The sequence below is a fragment of the Haliea alexandrii genome, assembly GCF_003719295.1.
Taxonomy (GTDB): domain Bacteria; phylum Pseudomonadota; class Gammaproteobacteria; order Pseudomonadales; family Halieaceae; genus Haliea; species Haliea alexandrii.
In genome coordinates, this window is the sequence record NZ_RFLW01000001.1 from 1,633,968 (window position 1) to 1,649,057 (window position 15,090).

Annotated in this window: 12 protein-coding genes; 8 read left to right on the plus strand and 4 right to left on the minus strand. The window is 61.6% G+C overall.

Annotated features, from left to right (window positions below; genetic code table 11):
* Positions 1-140 precede the first annotated feature (140 nt).
* Positions 141-599, plus strand: a complete 459-nt coding sequence (locus tag EGJ68_RS07375) for an Lrp/AsnC family transcriptional regulator (RefSeq protein WP_123033795.1) — start codon at positions 141-143, stop codon at positions 597-599.
* 34 nt (positions 600-633) lie between these two features.
* Here EGJ68_RS07375 and sodB read toward each other — a convergent pair whose 3' ends face one another.
* Complete coding sequence (gene sodB, locus EGJ68_RS07380) at positions 634-1,215, minus strand: superoxide dismutase [Fe] (RefSeq protein WP_123034107.1); 582 nt, start codon at positions 1,213-1,215, stop codon at positions 634-636.
* A 281-nt stretch (positions 1,216-1,496) separates the two neighbouring features.
* Between sodB and EGJ68_RS07385 the strand changes: the two genes are divergently transcribed.
* The gene (locus EGJ68_RS07385; protein ID WP_123033796.1) at positions 1,497-3,902 is read left to right on the plus strand and encodes an acyl-CoA dehydrogenase; all 2,406 of its coding nucleotides are present in this window, start codon (positions 1,497-1,499) and stop codon (positions 3,900-3,902) included.
* Between the two features lie 56 nt (positions 3,903-3,958).
* Positions 3,959-4,834: a DUF2971 domain-containing protein gene (locus EGJ68_RS07390; protein ID WP_123033797.1), complete on the plus strand. Its 876-nt coding sequence runs from the start codon at positions 3,959-3,961 to the stop codon at positions 4,832-4,834.
* Between the two features lie 18 nt (positions 4,835-4,852).
* On the opposite strand, the gene EGJ68_RS07395 is transcribed toward EGJ68_RS07390, so the two are convergent.
* Positions 4,853-6,130, minus strand: a complete 1,278-nt coding sequence (locus EGJ68_RS07395; protein WP_123033798.1) for an O-acetylhomoserine aminocarboxypropyltransferase/cysteine synthase family protein — start codon at positions 6,128-6,130, stop codon at positions 4,853-4,855.
* A 153-nt stretch (positions 6,131-6,283) separates the two neighbouring features.
* Between EGJ68_RS07395 and EGJ68_RS07400 the strand changes: the two genes are divergently transcribed.
* From EGJ68_RS07400 to EGJ68_RS07415, 4 genes are read left to right on the plus strand one after another with little or no spacing between them, the layout of a single operon-like run.
* On the plus strand, positions 6,284-6,766 hold the full coding sequence (locus tag EGJ68_RS07400; RefSeq protein ID WP_123034108.1) for a (2Fe-2S)-binding protein: 483 nt from the start codon (positions 6,284-6,286) through the stop codon (positions 6,764-6,766).
* Positions 6,763-9,009 carry a xanthine dehydrogenase family protein molybdopterin-binding subunit gene (locus EGJ68_RS07405; RefSeq protein WP_123033799.1) on the plus strand — a complete coding sequence of 749 codons (2,247 nt, stop codon included), beginning with the start codon at positions 6,763-6,765 and terminating at the stop codon, positions 9,007-9,009. The genes EGJ68_RS07400 and EGJ68_RS07405 overlap by 4 nt, the downstream gene beginning before the upstream one ends.
* A gap of 44 nt (positions 9,010-9,053) precedes the next feature.
* Entirely contained in the window at positions 9,054-10,271 is a 1,218-nt protein-coding gene (gene sstT / locus EGJ68_RS07410) for a serine/threonine transporter SstT (protein WP_123033800.1), read from the plus strand.
* Entirely contained in the window at positions 10,268-11,071 is an 804-nt protein-coding gene (locus EGJ68_RS07415; RefSeq protein WP_123033801.1) for a PhzF family phenazine biosynthesis protein, read from the plus strand. Before sstT ends, EGJ68_RS07415 begins: the two co-directional genes overlap by 4 nt.
* On the opposite strand, the gene EGJ68_RS07420 is transcribed toward EGJ68_RS07415, so the two are convergent.
* Together EGJ68_RS07420 and EGJ68_RS07425 are read right to left on the minus strand one after the other, a co-directional pair.
* Positions 11,056-12,909 (minus strand): lytic transglycosylase domain-containing protein, encoded by a 1,854-nt coding sequence (locus EGJ68_RS07420; RefSeq protein WP_123033802.1) that lies wholly within the window; start codon positions 12,907-12,909, stop codon positions 11,056-11,058. The genes EGJ68_RS07415 and EGJ68_RS07420 overlap by 16 nt on opposite strands.
* Before the next feature lie 113 nt (positions 12,910-13,022).
* Positions 13,023-14,261 (minus strand): hypothetical protein, encoded by a 1,239-nt coding sequence (locus tag EGJ68_RS07425; RefSeq protein ID WP_123033803.1) that lies wholly within the window; start codon positions 14,259-14,261, stop codon positions 13,023-13,025.
* 141 nt (positions 14,262-14,402) lie between these two features.
* On the opposite strand from EGJ68_RS07425, the gene EGJ68_RS07430 reads away from it, so the two are divergent.
* On the plus strand, positions 14,403-15,086 hold the full coding sequence (locus EGJ68_RS07430) for a YIP1 family protein (RefSeq protein WP_123033804.1): 684 nt from the start codon (positions 14,403-14,405) through the stop codon (positions 15,084-15,086).
* Positions 15,087-15,090: the final 4 nt, after the last annotated feature.

The window sequence follows — 15,090 nt, forward strand, 5'->3', positions numbered from 1 at the left end:
CCTGATTCAAGGGTCCAGTGTACCTTTGCCATCGTGGCATATTGTCCGAATTTGTGCGCATAAATCCGTAAAATAAGGCACGTTGTTCCGGATAATTGTTTTATAGTGCCTTAATCGTTTCACTTCGGGGAAATCGCAACATGTTGGTGCTCGATAATCAGGACAGGCAGCTTCTGCGGCTGGTGCAGGCGGATGCGGCGTTGTCGGTGGGCGATCTGGCGGAGCGGGTGGCGCTTTCCAAGTCGGCGTGCTGGCGCCGGTTACAGAAACTGGAGGAAGCGGGCGTCATCCGCCAGCGGGTTACGCTGCTCGATCCGGCCAGTGTGGGGTTGGGCCTCACGGTGTTTATCACCCTTCGCACCAACCAGCACAATGCAGACTGGGCGCAGCGGTTTAACCGGATCGTGCAGGATGTTGAAGGAATACTCGAGGTGTATCGGCTGGGTGGGCAGCTTGACTACCTGTTGAAGGCGGTCGTCGCAGACATGCCCGGTTACGACCGCCTGTATCAACGCCTGATTGAAGCGGATCTGTTCGATGTGTCTGCGAGCTTCGTGATGGAAGAAATAAAAGCCACCACCGCATTGCCGCTGGGGTGAAGTGCCGCCGGTGGGAGCACCGGCGGCGGTAGGGTCAGGCCAGGTTCTTGTTCACGAAGTCCCAGTTGACCAGCGCCCAGAAGGCATCCATGTATTTCGGGCGCGCGTTGCGGTAGTCGATATAGTATGCGTGTTCCCACACGTCCACGGTGAGCAACGGCGTGACACTGCTGTCGGTGAGCGGTGTTTCCGCATTGCTGGTGTTCACAATGGCAACGCTGCCATCGCTGTTCTTCACCAGCCAGGTCCAGCCGGACCCGAAGTTGCCGACAGCGGCATCGGTGAAGGCTTTCTTGAAGTCGGCAAAGGAGCCAAAGGCGGCTTCGATCGCTTTGGCCACTGCGCCGTTGGCTTCACCGCCACCATTCGGGCTCAGGCACTCCCAGTAGAAGCTGTGGTTCCAGATTTGCGCCGCATTGTTGAACACGCCGCCGGAGCTGGTCTTGATCACCTCTTCGAGTGACTTGCCTTCGAACTCGGTGCCGGGAACCATGCCGTTGAGTTTTTCGACATAGGTGTTGTGATGCTTGCCGTAGTGGTAGTCGATGGTTTCGGCGGAAATGTGCGGCGCCAGCGCGTCACGTTCGTAGGGCAGTGCGGGAAGTTCAAAAGCCATGTTGTTGCCTCCGAAATTTTCAGAATTCATGAGTTGGCCATCGTCCAGACTGTATACATTGTGTCGCCAGCCGAGCGTGGAAAGGCGGGCGCTATTATTGGAGGTGGTCCAGCGAAGCGCTGAGTATAGCGTTTCTCACCGGCGGCTGGCCAGTTTGCCTGTCGGCAGGGTGTTCGCGCGGCGCCCTGCCCGTGATTGTGCGCAGTCGCCTGAATGCTTTATGGTGGTTATGGGTTGTTCTTCACGCACCGGCCCGGTGCGCTTGCACGAGGTGTCATGCCATGTTGCTGTCAATCGTTCTCTTTATCCTGCTTGTTATGACCGTGTTGCTGCTGCGCCCGTCACTGGCGACGGGGTCTGTGTTGATCGGTCTGGGCGCGTTGCTCCTGTCTTTGGGGGAGGGTGGCATGTGGCTTATATTCCTGCCCACCCTTGCGGTGTTGCTGGTGCTGAACGTTGAGTCCTGGCGCAGGGAATACCTGGTTGCGCCGGTCTACACGTTGCTGCGCAAGGCCATGCCGCCGATGAGCAGTACCGAACGCGAAGCACTGGAAGCTGGTACCACCGGTTGGGACAAGTCGTTATTCAGTGGCCAGCCGGATTGGCAGGTCTTCGCCGCGACGCACCCCCCGGCGCTGAGTGAGCGTGAACAGGCGTTTCTGGACAATGAAGTCGATACGCTGTGTAGCATGATCACTGAGTGGGATGTGCACCAGCGTCAGGATCTCTCGCCGGAAGTATGGAGCTATCTGCGCGAGAAGGGTTTCTTTGGGCTTATTATCCCCGAGGAGTTTGGCGGTCGTGATTTCAGCCCCTACGCGCAGAGCCGAATCATGGGCAAGCTTGCCAGCCGTTCGATAACCGCGGCGGTCACGGCGATGGTGCCCAATTCACTCGGTCCGGGTGAGTTGCTGGTCAAATACGGTACCGAGGCGCAGAAGCAGCGCTGGTTACCCGGGCTCGCCGATGGCAGCGAGTTACCCTGTTTTGGTCTTACGGGCCCTGAAGTCGGTTCTGATGCCGGAGCAATTCCCGACCTCGGCGTGGTCTGCAAGGGGGATTTCGAGGGTGAGGAGGTTATTGGCCTTCGCCTCAGCTTCCACAAACGCTGGATCACGCTCGCACCCGTGGCCACGGTAGTCGGGCTGGCGTTCAAACTGGAGGACCCGGAAGGCCTGCTGGGAGATCCGGAAAAAACCGATTACGGCATCACCTGTGCCCTGTTGCCGGCGACGCATCCGGGTGTGGAAATCGGCCGCCGGCACAACCCGGGCGCGCCCTTCATGAACGGGCCCATCCAGGGACAGGACGTGTTCATTCCCGTCGACTGGATCATCGGCGGACCCGCGATGGCAGGCAAGGGCTGGCGGATGCTCATCGAGTGCCTGGGCGCCGGTCGCGGTGTTTCCCTGCCGGCACTGTCCACGGCGAGTGGTGCGATGTGCTACCTGATGGTAGGTGCATACGCGCGAATCCGCCGTCAGTTCAACATGGAAGTTGGCAAGTTCGAAGGTGTACAGGAAGCCACCGCCGAGATTGCCTCGGGTGCCTACACGTTGGAGGCGCTGCGTGAACTGATCACCCGTTCCCTGGAAGACGGCACGCCCTCGGTGATGACCGCGATGGCCAAGTACCACGCAACGGAGCTCATGCGCACGTTGGTCAACCACGGCATGGATGTGGTGGGCGGCCGCGGTATACAGCTTGGCCCACGCAACTTCCTTGCGGCGGGCTATCACGCGCTGCCGGTGGCGATCACGGTAGAGGGTGCCAATATCCTCACACGGTCACTGATGATTTTTGGTCAGGGAGCCATGCGTTGCCACCCGTATCTGTTCGACGAGATGCAGACGCTTGAGGCGAAAGAGGAGCACGAGGGGCTGCGCGCGTTTGAACCGCTGTTGATGAGTCATCTCGGGCATGCGGGCAGCAATTTTGCACGGCTCCTCATGCTGGGCCTCAGCGGCGCGCATTTCAGTGGAGTCCCCGCAGGCGCCGATGATTTCAGCAAGCGTTGGTACCAGCGTATCAACCATCTCAGCGCCGCGCTGGCGATCTGCGCCGATGTGGCACTGGGTGTGCTGGGCGGTGACCTGAAACGGCGCGAATTGCTCTCGGCCCGCCTCGGCGACCTGCACAGCCAGTTGCTGATTGCCAGCAGTCTGTTGAAGTTTCATGCCACACAGCCCCGCAGCAAGGAGGCGGATGCGCACGCGGCGTATGCGCTACAACGCTCGCTGCATCTCGCCCAGGAAGCATTGATTGCGTATTGCGCGAACTTCCAGCCGCGTGCGCTGGGGCTTGCGTTGCGTGCGCTGTGCCTGCCGCTGGGACGTATCTATCCAGCACCGAATGACGCCATGGTGCGCGACCTCGGCGACCTGATCATGGCCCCGAACCCCGTACGCGGCACGTTGTCCGAGCGGGTCTATCTCAGTGTCGATCCCGAGGACGCGGTGGGTCGAGTGGAAAGTACCTACCAGATGCTGTTGGCGGTGGAGAAGCCCTTTGTGGCCCTGCAGAAGGCGTGGAGCAAAGGCGAGCTGGAGGCGGGCACGCTGGATGAAGCGCTACAAGAGGCCGTAGTCAAGCAGGTGATTCGCGCGGAGGATGTGGAGCCCCTGCGTGAGTACGATGCGCGACGCCGGGATTGCGTACTTACCGATCACTTTGAAGCGCTGCTTTAACCGCCATACCAGGCGCGTAGTGTGGCAATGACAGTGCAGACCAGGAGCCGTGCCGCGTGTTCGACCTGATATCGCAGCGTCTGTTTGCGGATGCGCCGCAGGAAACGCTGTACCACTACACCACGCTCAGTGGGTTGTTGGGCATTGTGGGTGCGGCGGAACTGCGCTGTAGCGATATACGCTACATGAACGATTCCACGGAATTGCGTCATACACTGGATTTGCTCAGTGACCACGTCACCCGTCGTATTCTCTCAGGGGTGGATAATCCGGCGCTGCTGACCACCTTCCTCGACTGGCTGACGCACCGTGTGGTGAGTGGCCCAATGCTGTTCTGCGCATCGTTTCGGGGCAACGGCAATTTGTTGAGTCAGTGGCGTGGTTACAGTGTGCATGGCAAGGGTGTCAGCCTCGGCTTCGATCCAGCGCATATTCTGGACTGTGCGCTGCGCCAGGGCTTTGAGGTGGGCCAGTGTATCTATGAGCCGGCACTACAGGCGAAAATGATCAATGAGATTATCGATACGCTTGAGACGCTTGCGGGGCAAACGCCAACTGACGACAGAGCAGAGTCAGAAAGCGAACGCTGGATGGCGTTATTCCAGAGTATCGAAGGTGACCTTCTGCGTATTTCGGCTGTTCTCAAACACCCGGCTTTTGAGGAAGAGCAGGAATGGCGGATCGTGTCACCAACGATTTCCGATCCCGCCTCCGCGCCGGTGCAGTTCAGGGAAGGCAACTCCATGCTCATTCCCTGGTATCCATTCTGCCTGCGCAATGCCTCATCAGAACTCGCCATCGAACACGTTTTTCTCGGGCCCACCAGCAACATTGACCTGTCGATGAACTCCCTGTCGCTCTATTTGCGTAATGCCGGCGCGACGCCGGCGCAGCCGATCACCTACTGCGATATTCCCTATCGAAAACGGTGACGGCGGCGCAGCTTCAGCTCAGCCCTGGCTCGCCTCCAGCGCCTGTTCGATGTCAGCGATGATGTCGTCGACATGCTCGATACCCACGGAGATACGCACCATGTCCTCGCTGACACCAGCGGAGGCGAGTTCCTCCGGGTTGAGCTGGCGGTGTGTGGTACTGGCCGGGTGACAGGCGAGGGACTTGGCATCGCCGATATTGACCAGACGCAGAATCAGCTGCAACGCGTCGATGAAGCGCGCGCCAGCTTCGCTGCCTCCCTTGATACCGAAGCTGAGAATACCGGATGCCTTGCCGTCACAGATTTTTTTGCAGGTGGCGCGGTGGGGGCTGTCTTTCAGACCGGCATAGTTGACCCACTGCACCTGCGGGTGCTTGTGGAGATACTTGGCAACCTTTTTTGCGTTGCTGCAATGGCGCTGCATGCGCAGCTCAAGTGTTTCCAGTCCCTGCATCAGCAGGAACGCGCTGTGTGGAGACAGCGCGGCCCCCGTATTGCGCAAGGGCACCACACGGCAGCGGCCGATAAAGGCGGCAGGCCCCATGGCCTCGGTGTAGACCACGCCGTGATACGAAGGGTCAGGCGTGTTCATGATGGCGAAACGCCGCGGCTGCGCTGCCCAGTCAAATTTGCCTGAGTCCACGATGGCACCGCCGATTGTGGTGCCGTGGCCGCCGATATATTTCGTCAGCGAGTGCACAACAATGTCTGCACCGTGCTCGAAGGGCCGGCAGAGGGCGGGCGTGGCAACAGTATTGTCGACAATCAGTGGCACGCCAGCCGCGTGTGCTATCTCCGCCCAGCGCGCGATGTCGACCACGTTGCCGGCGGGGTTGCCAATGGATTCGCAGAACAGGGCCTTGGTGTTGTCGTCGATGAGGGCGGCAACCTTGTCGAAATCGTCGGCCTTGGCAAAGCGCGTCTCGATGCCCTGGCGCGGAAATGTATGGGCAAACAGGTTATAGGTGCCACCGTAGAGCTGCGACGTGCTGACAATATTGCTGCCTACTTCGGCAATGGCCTCAATGGCATAGCGGATGGCCGCCATCCCGGAGGCCACCGCGAGCGCCCCAATGCCGCCTTCCAGCGCTGCTACACGCGCTTCCAGCACGGCATTGGTGGGGTTCATGATGCGGCTGTAGATGTTGCCGGGCACCTTGAGGTCGAACAGGTCGGCACCGTGCTGGGTGTCATTAAAGGTGTAGGAGGTGGTCTGGTAAATGGGGGCAGTTGCCGCATTGGTGGCAGGGTCGCCATCGTAGCCGGCATGGAGGGCGATAGTTGCTGGTTTCATGGTCGGTTGTACGCTCGCTAAAGTGGTTTGGTTGGGCTGGAGGGTAGCAGACGCAGTGTGCTTGGCAAGACCCTGTGCCGCGCCGGTGGGTCTCAACTTGCCCTGCAAGCTGAAGGGTATAGAGTAGCGTTTTCGGTCCCCCTCAGGAGGTTGCTGGTGAAGCTCACGGTGAATGGAACGCAGCGGGAACTGGATTGCGAGCCTGACATGCCCCTGCTCTGGGCACTGCGTGACCTGCTGCAGCTGCGCGGCACCAAGTACGGCTGTGGAAAAGGACTGTGCGGTGCCTGCACGGTGCACCTTGATGGCCAGGCCCGGCGCAGCTGCCAAGTGACCGTCGCCGACGCCAGCGGCGCCGCAATTACGACTATCGAGGGGCTATCCACCGATGGCCAGCACCCGCTGCAGCAGGCCTGGCGCGAGCACAATGTACCCCAGTGCGGGTACTGCCAGCCAGGGCAGATAATGGCCGCCAGTGCGCTGCTGGCCGCGAACCCCGGCGCATCAGACGACGACATTCGCAACACCATGTCGGGCAATTTGTGTCGCTGCGGTACTTATCCACGCATTCACGCTGCTATAAAGAGTGCCCAATATACCCATGCGGCGGTAGAGGAGGCGAAGGACGACGCATGAATACACCGCGAAAAGTCTCCCGGCGCCGTTTTCTGCAGCTCACAGGCCTTACCGCTGGTGGTCTGGTACTCGGTGCTCGCGTGCCGGGCCCCGCAGCGCTCGCGGGTGTTCTGGATGAGGCCACCGGGGCGGCGCTGAATATTTTTGTCAGCGTACGCGCCGATGGCACCGTGGAGATTGTGGCGCATCGCTCGGAAATGGGCACGGGTATTCGCACCGGCCTGCCGCAGATTGTTGCGGATGAAATGGAGGCGGACTGGCAGCGTGTAAAGGTCATACAGGCACAGGCCAATCCGGCGTACGGCAGCCAGAACACGGACGGCTCCCGTTCGGTGCGTGATTTCTACCCGGTCATGCGGCAGATGGGCGCCGCCGCGCGCACCTTGTTGGAGACGGCCGCAGCAGACACCTGGGGCGTACCGGCGGCGCAGTGCAGGGCGCGCGAGCATGCGGTGCATGGCCCCGGTGGCCAAACACTCGGTTTTGGCGAGCTTGCGGCACGCGCCGCAAAGCTGCCCATGCCGGACACGTCGACCTTGCGCATGAAAGCCGAGGCCGATTTCCGTTATGTTGGGCAGAGCCTGCCGATTGTCGACCTCGACGCCATGCTCACAGGCAAGGCGGTTTATGGCATTGATGTGCAGCTCCCCGATATGCTTTACGCGAGTATTGAACGCAGCCCCTGGCTGCAGGGAAAAGTCGAGTCGCTGGAAAGCGACGCCGCGCTCGCAGTGGCCGGTGTGGTTGACGTGGTGACGCTGGAAGCCGCGGACGGCGCACCCGGGTTCAACCCGATCGAAGGTGTGGCGGTGCTGGCCGAAAATAACTGGAGCGCACTGCGCGCACGCGACGCGTTAAAGCTGCGCTGGTCAGCCAGCGCGCACAGTGAACACAGTGCGGCGCAGTATCTGGATGGCCTTGCAGCCCTGGTGGAGAGTGGCCCGGGTGAGGTGCGGCGCCAGCGCGGCAATGTCAGCGAGGCACTGGAGCGTGCAGAGCAGATGGTCAGCGCGACCTATCGTACCCCCTATCTTGCCCATGCACCCATGGAGCCGCCGGTTGCAACGGCGCGTGTTGGCGCGGGGAGCTGTGAGATCTGGGCCTGCACCCAGACGCCGCAGGCAACCCGGCGCGCGGTTGCCGAGGCCCTCGGGCTGGACGTGGATGCGGTTGTGGTGCATGTCACCCTGCTCGGCGGTGGCTTCGGGCGCAAGTCCAAGCCGGACTTTGCCGTGGAGGCGGCGCGGCTGTCGCGTCGCGCCGGACGTCCGGTGCAGGTGGTGTGGAGCCGCGAGGATGACATCCGTCACGACTACTTCCATGCCTGCAGCGCGCAGTATTTTCAGGGAGCGCTCGATGCGCAGGGGCAGGTGACCGCGTGGCTGGCGCGCGAAGCGGCACCCCCGATCGGCGCCACGTTTGACCCCTCGGTGCAGATGAACAGTGAAGGAGGGTTGTCACAAACCTTCGCTAGCGTGCCGTTTGCGGTGCCCAATCTGCGCATTGAGAGCCACCCGGCCCCGGCCCACGTGCGCATTGGCTGGCTGCGCTCGGTCTACAACATTCCCTACGCTTTTGGCGTCGGCAGTTTTGTTGACGAGCTGGCACACGCAGCGGGGCGTGACCCCATCGCATTCTGGCTGGATCTGCTCGGCGAGGACCGCAGTCTCGACTTTGCAGACGAAGGCTTCAACTACAGCAATTATGGCCGCTCCCTGCAGGATTTCCCCTACGACACCGCGCGTATGGCCGCAGTGATCCGCACGCTGGCTGAGCGTGTGCCCTGGAAGCAATCACTTCCGGCGGGCCAGGGCTGGGGATTCTCGGCGGCGAACAGTTTTCTCAGCAATATGGCGGTAGCGAGTAAGGTGGAGGTGCGCGATGGCCAGCTGCGGGTGCTGGAAATGCACGGCGTGCTGGATGCCGGTCGCGTCATCAACCCTGATCGCGTGCATGCGCAGATGGAGGGAGGCATGATCTTCGGCCTGAGCCTCGCTCTCAATGGCGAGATCACGTTCGAAGGAGGGGAGGCACAGCAGTCCAATTTCCATGATTACCCGATCGCTCGCATGCAACAGGTGCCGCCGGTGATCAAAACGCATATCATGCCCAGCGGAGCGCCTCCCAGCGGTGTGGGTGAGCCGCCTACACCGCCTGTTGCCCCAAGCGTTGCCAATGCAGTCTTTGCCGCGAGCGGGCAACGCATTCGCGAACTCCCACTGGGTAAACATCTCAATGTCTAGCGAGCGCCCAAGGCTGTGAACACGGATTATCGGAGAGCCGTTGCATGCGTTTGATGTCACTGGGCCTGGTGCCCCAGATTCTAATCGGTGTTGCTCTCGGGGCTGCGCTGGGTGCTGTAGCGCCCGCGATTGCCGAGCCATTGGGGCTGCTCGGGGCGCTGTTTGTCGGCATGCTCAAGGCCGTTGCGCCCCTGCTGGTGATGCTCTTGGTGATGTCCGCAATCGCCAACCGCCACGAAAGCGGCAGCGACGGCCGCAAGTCAGCATTCACCCTGCTGCTATACCTGACGGGGACGGTGAGTGCTGCGGTGGTCGCCGTGAGCCTGAGCTTTGCATTTCCACAGGAAATCGCGCTGTCCGGGGTGGCCGGGGGGAGCCCACCGGTAGCCGTCAGCGATGTCTTATCTGATGTGTTGTTCAAGTTGATTGATAACCCGGTGAACGCGCTGCTCACGGGTAATTTTCTAGGCTGCCTCACCTGGGCAATTCTGCTCGGCGTGAGTTTCCGGCGCGCCAGCAGCAGTTTTCGCGAACACCTGCAGACTCTGGCGAACGGTGTCAGCGACATTGTGCGTTACGTGATTCGCTTCGCCCCGTTGGGTATTTTCGGTCTCGTCTGCAGTACGGTCGCAACGACGGGTCTGGACGCATTGACCGGCTACGCCAGCCTCGCGGTATTGTTGGTGAGCTGCATGTTGATCATGGCACTCGTGGTCAACCCGTTACTGGTATTTCTTGTGGTGCAGCGCAATCCCTACCCGATAGTCCTCAAGTGTCTGGAGGAATCCGGAATCACCGCGTTCTTTACCCGCAGCTCGGCGGCGAACATTCCGGTGAACCTGAATTTGGCAAAGAAGCTCGGTATCAGCGAGGAGCTGTACACCGTGACGATACCCATAGGTGCCACCGTGAACATGGCCGGCGCCGCAATTACCATCACCGTGCTGACTTTGGCCGCGGCCAATACGCTGGGTATTGATGTGTCGTTGGGGGGTGCGCTGCTGTTGTGCATTATCGCCGCCCTGTCTGCTTGCGGCGCCAGCGGCGTGCCCTCCGGCAGCCTGCTGCTGGTGCCGCTGGCGTGTTCACTCTTCGGCATCCCGCTGGATGTGGCCATGCAGGTTGTGGCGGTTGGCTTCGTGATCAGTGTGATTCAGGATTCCGCGGAAACTGCTCTCAACTCCAGTACAGACGTGGTGTACACCTATGCCGCGGATCAGTCGGGGCTGTTTCAGCCGGCGGCTGGCAGGGTGCGGTCATGACGGTGCGTCAGTACCAGGTCGATGCATTTGCGGCGCGGGTATTCGAGGGCAATCCGGCTGCCGTGGTGCCCCTGGGTGCCTGGCCAGACGATGCGCTGTTGCAGGCCATTGCCATGGAAAACAACCTTGCAGAGACGGCCTTTTTTGTCGCGTCGGGAGAGGGCTACGACCTGCGTTGGTTCACCCCCGCCGCGGAGGTCGATCTCTGCGGTCATGCAACGCTCGCCAGTGCTCATGTGCTGTACAACCAGCTGGGTTACACCGGGGAGTGTGTGCGCTTCTACACGCGCAGTGGTGAGTTGCGGGTTCGGCGTGAAGGCGCGCGTTACGTGATGGACTTTCCCGCCGTGCCGACAGCGCCCTGCGCGGTGCCGCCAGGCCTCGTTGAGGCGCTGGGTTGCGCGCCGCTGGAGGTGCAGGCGGGCGGCAATTATCTGCTCGCGGTATATGCAAGCGAGGCCGAGGTGGCTGCGCTGCAGCCAAATTTCGCCCAACTCGGCGAGCAGGATGCGCTAGGTGTGATCGCCACTGCGCCCGGTGAACGGCACGACTTTGTCAGCCGTTTTTTTGCGCCCCGGTTGGGTGTGCCGGAAGACCCGGTGACCGGCTCTGCCCATTGCCGGCTCGCCCCTTACTGGGCACAGCAGTTCGATAAAACCGTGCTCTCGGCGCGCCAGATATCGCCGCGAGGCGGCGAGGTGGGCATCGCGTTGCAGGGTGAGCGGGTGCAGCTGTCTGGCACCGCTGTGCTGTTTATGGCGGGGGAATTGTTCGGGCTGGCGCTTCAGGCACCGCCGTAACACTGCTTGACCGCGGCGGCGCCGGTACTGCGAATGGCCTGGTATTTTTCCCAGAACGCCTCATCGACGCCGCGCAGGTAAGCGCTTCTGTTCCCCTGGCGATAGCGCGTAAGGTGGCGCGGCCCGCCGTTGTACACGCCGTAGGTGGCGCGCGCGAGGTCATCGATGTTGTCGTTTACCCTGTGCTCGCCGCGTTTGATGGCGTAGTCCACCAGGTAATGGGAGAGAATCTCGCTGCCCGCGCGTGCGTTGTAGCCAACATTATTCTGCAGGGCCTCGAGGTCGTAAATATTGCGCCAGACATGCTGGTTGATCTGCATGAGCCCCACTGAGCCGGCAGAGGAACGAATTGGGGTGACCTTGCCGCCCTCTTCCACGAACTGGCGCCAGCAGGACTCCTGCCACGCGGTAGCTCGCACCAGATCCTGGTACAGCGGAAAGAACTCGCTCGGCACTGCGCCACGCGCGCGCTCCGCGGCAATGCTTTCATCCAGCAGCTGCTCCATGGCCAGCAGATAGCGGTCGAGGTCAGCGGTTGCCGGCACCCAGCCGGTCAACAGCTGTACCAGGCTCTTGCTCACTGAGCTGGCGTGCGCAGGGCGAATCAGCCAGGCAAAAGGGCCGGACGCGGTGGTTTCCTCCAGAGGCTCGCTCTCCAGTTGCGCCGGCAAGCCCAGCAGCGTGCGCAGTTCCGGGTCCACCGCCGTGCTGTAGGCCAATTCATCGTCGCTGACGCTGGGTGCCAGCAGGCGCGCGAGGCGGCGCAGGGTCTGGCTGTCGAGTGCGAGGCCGAGCTGTGGCGCGGCGTTGTCCAGCGCCTGCAGCGCGTGGCCGGCGCTGAGAAAGGCCGCCAGCTCCAGGCTGCGACCACCGGGAATGGCAAGCGCATTCTCGCGCAGCAGCGGGGCAAGGCGGGTCCAGGTGGAAAGGAACAGGCTACGTACGGGGTCTGTGCCGGTGCGTTCGCTGGCCAGTGCCTGACGAAGTTCGTAACGCGCCTCCATCAACAGGGCGAGTAACTCGGTACGCAGTTCCGGGGCCGCCGGCGCTGCGAGATCCTTGATCAGCCAGGTAGCGAAAGCGTCCCATGCCTGCCACGCGTCGTCCCAGGCGGCGAGTTCTGCGCTACTGAGAGTGGCTGTATCCCCATCGCTGGCGGCCACCGTGGGTATGCTGGGCGCTTGCATGGAAAGCAGCACCGTTATGGAGCCCGGGTTGGCCCGCGCTCCTTGCAACTGCAGCGAGCTGGCGACTGCGCTGCGTTCTGCGAGTTCAGCGGGCAGTGCATCGTGAATAAGCGAGCGCAATTCAGTGAGCGCCGGGCCGAAATCCAGCGTGATGGCGCTGAGACGCGGGTGGACCTGGCCTTTGATCCAGTCCCAGATCATGCCCGGCAATTTGCGGCTGCCATCTTCACTACTGAGCATGTTGGAATCGGTCACGCGAAACGAGACCCGGTCGCTGCCCGGGGTCACCCGCACATCTTCAAAGGTTTCAATGAGACCGTTCCAGGCGACGGGCAGACGACAACGTCCACCCAGCAATAACCCTATCCGCGCCTCTATACGGCTGGTAACGCGCAATTGGCCGGACTCCGTGCCTTCTACCCGGGGCTCGGATAGCGTTAGCGCGTTGCAGGACTGTGAATCGTGAAACAATTCGGCTTTTGTGTCTGCCCCCGTGAACAGCTGCGCGGCAAGTGCCTCCTCGACGATAGCCAGATCCAGCTCCAGGGGCAGTTCGATATCTGCCGCTGGTGCCGGAGGGGCACACAACATGGCCAACACCGCGGCAAAGAGTACGTTGCGTAGACGAGTGAGAATGGCGTGTTGGCACATGGGGTGTGGCGACCCGGGGGCAGGGGAATCCGGCGCCGATCATACTGCCAGCGCGCCCCGCGTGACAGACTGCCGGGCGCAATTATCTTCGGCAAAAAGTCACGCGCCGCAGTTCAGCTGTCCTGCTCCAGGTCGGCGATCAGGGCCTCCACATCGACAGCGTTGCCGGCGAGTTCGGCGACGATGTCCTTGAGCTGCGCCAGGGAGACACGACCGCGATCCTGCGCCAGCGCGCGGGCGACATCATCAATCCCCGCGGCTCCGTCTGTCGCCTTTGCCAGCGCCTGGTCGAGCCGGTGCATGAAAACGGCGGCGCGGGCTGTCACCGGCCCGGAAGAGCGAGGCGTGAACAGTGTGTCTGCTTCCTTGGCCCAGTCGGTTTTCCACTCGAGCACCTGCGCGTAGCGCCAGTCACTCATACCGCCGGTGCGAAACAGAATAGCGGAGGCGTAATATTCGGCCAGCCCTTCGACGATCCAGTCCGCCCGCTTGCCGCCGCTGATGCCGGTGCCGACATGGATCAGCTCATGGATCAAGCTGCTGGTGCGGTTGCCACTGATCATCGGGCGATCCGCGTGCATGAACAGCGACCGCGTGCCGGACAGGCCGCCGCGCCACATGGGCTTGCCTGCCGTCACGATCAGCAACTGCTCGGGAAACCCGGGCAGTACCGCCTTGACCGCCGGCAGGTTCCAGCCGATGAACGCGAGGGTGTCCTGCAGACGATCGCCCTGGCCCGCCGGTGCAGCAACGCGTACGTCGGTGCCGGCAATGATGTCCTGTCGACTGGTGATATCGCCGAGTATCAACCATCCTTTGGGACGCGGGAAAATGCGCCCGGGGTCCGAGATTACATACCTCGTGCTGTCATCCTCTCGGGTAGGATAGGGCGCGGCAACCGACCAGCCCTCGGGCAAGAGGAACTGTAATTCTGCCTGCCCCTCCAGGCCTTTGGGCACACGCGCTGAAATCGGCGGAATCAGCTTGTCACTGCGGAGTATCGCCCAGTCCTCAGTGAGCAGCGAATCATAGCGGCCGCTCGCTTTCTGTTCATCAATGACAAACTCGTAGTGCAGGCTGTCTTCCGGTTCGCGCGGTTTCCAGATTGCGTTATTGCCGTCAAGGCGCAGTCCCTGATCCGCGGAGACCGACCGGTGTCGTTCCGGGTTCAGGTTCAGGGTCAGCTGCTTAGGCAATCGTTCACCGCGCAGGCGGATCTCCACCCGGGCGACCTCGCTGTCCGGGTGCACTTTGGCGCGGTACAGAATTTCGTAGTCTGCTGCCTGCGCCGCCGAGGACAGGAGCAGCAGTGAGAGCAGAGTAGCGAACAGCTTTTTGTGCAAAGTGGCCATGGTAACCGAGGACCTGACTGGTTTCGACGACGAGAATACCAGTGGCGTTGGCAAAAGCCATACCGATGGTATTTGTGCCGTTGCGCACGTAGTATTTCCCTGCGGTCCCTGACAATAGCAATAAACAGGATTGGAGGTGTCATGAACGTGAATAACGGTTTCGATATCCAGCAGATCATCGCGCAGGCTCGCGAGGTGATCACCCGGCCAGTCAACTATTTTCAATCGATGCAAAAGACCGGCGGGTTCGGTGACCCGGTCGTATTTGTGGCGGTCATGGGCGCCGTGGCGGGCGTCATTGCCGCAGTCTTTGCATTATTTGGTTCCGCCGGTGGCCTGTTGGCCGGTGTGTTCGGTGCGTTGATTTTCGGCCCGTTGATGGCAGTGCTCGGTGCCTTTATCGGGGCCGCCGTGCTCTATGTGATCTGGAAGCTCATGGGGTCGACGGAGGATTACGAAACCGCATTTCGCTGCCAGGCGGCGCTGGCGGCGCTCTATCCGGTCAGTGCGTTGCTCGGCATTGTGCCCTACATCGGTGCCATCGTAACCATCGCCTGGGGGGCATGGTTGTTAGTTGAGGCGAGCGTTGCCGTGCATGCCCGGCAACGCAGGACGGCGCAGATTGTGTTCGGCGTGCTTGCGGTCCTGTTCATTTTCACCAGCCTCGGCAGCGAGCGTGCCTCACGGGAAATAGACGCGCGGATGGAGGAGATGGGTGAGCAATTCGAGGGCATGGAAGACATGTCCCCCGAGGAGGCCGGACGCAAGCTGGGCGAGTTCATGAAAGGACTTGAACAAGGTGCCCAGGGCGATGGTGATCAGTAACCTC

Bases quoted from the DNA above. Each gene is read 5' to 3' on its own strand.
- EGJ68_RS07375 (WP_123033795.1), top strand. From the start codon at position 141: ATGTTGGTGCTCGATAATCAGGACAGGCAGCTTCTGCGGCTGGTGCAG.
- sodB (WP_123034107.1), bottom strand. From the start codon at position 1,215: ATGGCTTTTGAACTTCCCGCACTGCCCTACGAACGTGACGCGCTGGCG.
- EGJ68_RS07385 (WP_123033796.1), top strand. From the start codon at position 1,497: ATGTTGCTGTCAATCGTTCTCTTTATCCTGCTTGTTATGACCGTGTTG.
- EGJ68_RS07395 (WP_123033798.1), bottom strand. From the start codon at position 6,130: ATGAAACCAGCAACTATCGCCCTCCATGCCGGCTACGATGGCGACCCT.
- EGJ68_RS07405 (WP_123033799.1), top strand. From the start codon at position 6,763: ATGAATACACCGCGAAAAGTCTCCCGGCGCCGTTTTCTGCAGCTCACA.
- sstT (WP_123033800.1), top strand. From the start codon at position 9,054: ATGCGTTTGATGTCACTGGGCCTGGTGCCCCAGATTCTAATCGGTGTT.
- EGJ68_RS07415 (WP_123033801.1), top strand. From the start codon at position 10,268: ATGACGGTGCGTCAGTACCAGGTCGATGCATTTGCGGCGCGGGTATTC.
- EGJ68_RS07420 (WP_123033802.1), bottom strand. From the start codon at position 12,909: ATGTGCCAACACGCCATTCTCACTCGTCTACGCAACGTACTCTTTGCC.
- EGJ68_RS07425 (WP_123033803.1), bottom strand. From the start codon at position 14,261: ATGGCCACTTTGCACAAAAAGCTGTTCGCTACTCTGCTCTCACTGCTG.
- EGJ68_RS07430 (WP_123033804.1), top strand. From the start codon at position 14,403: ATGAACGTGAATAACGGTTTCGATATCCAGCAGATCATCGCGCAGGCT.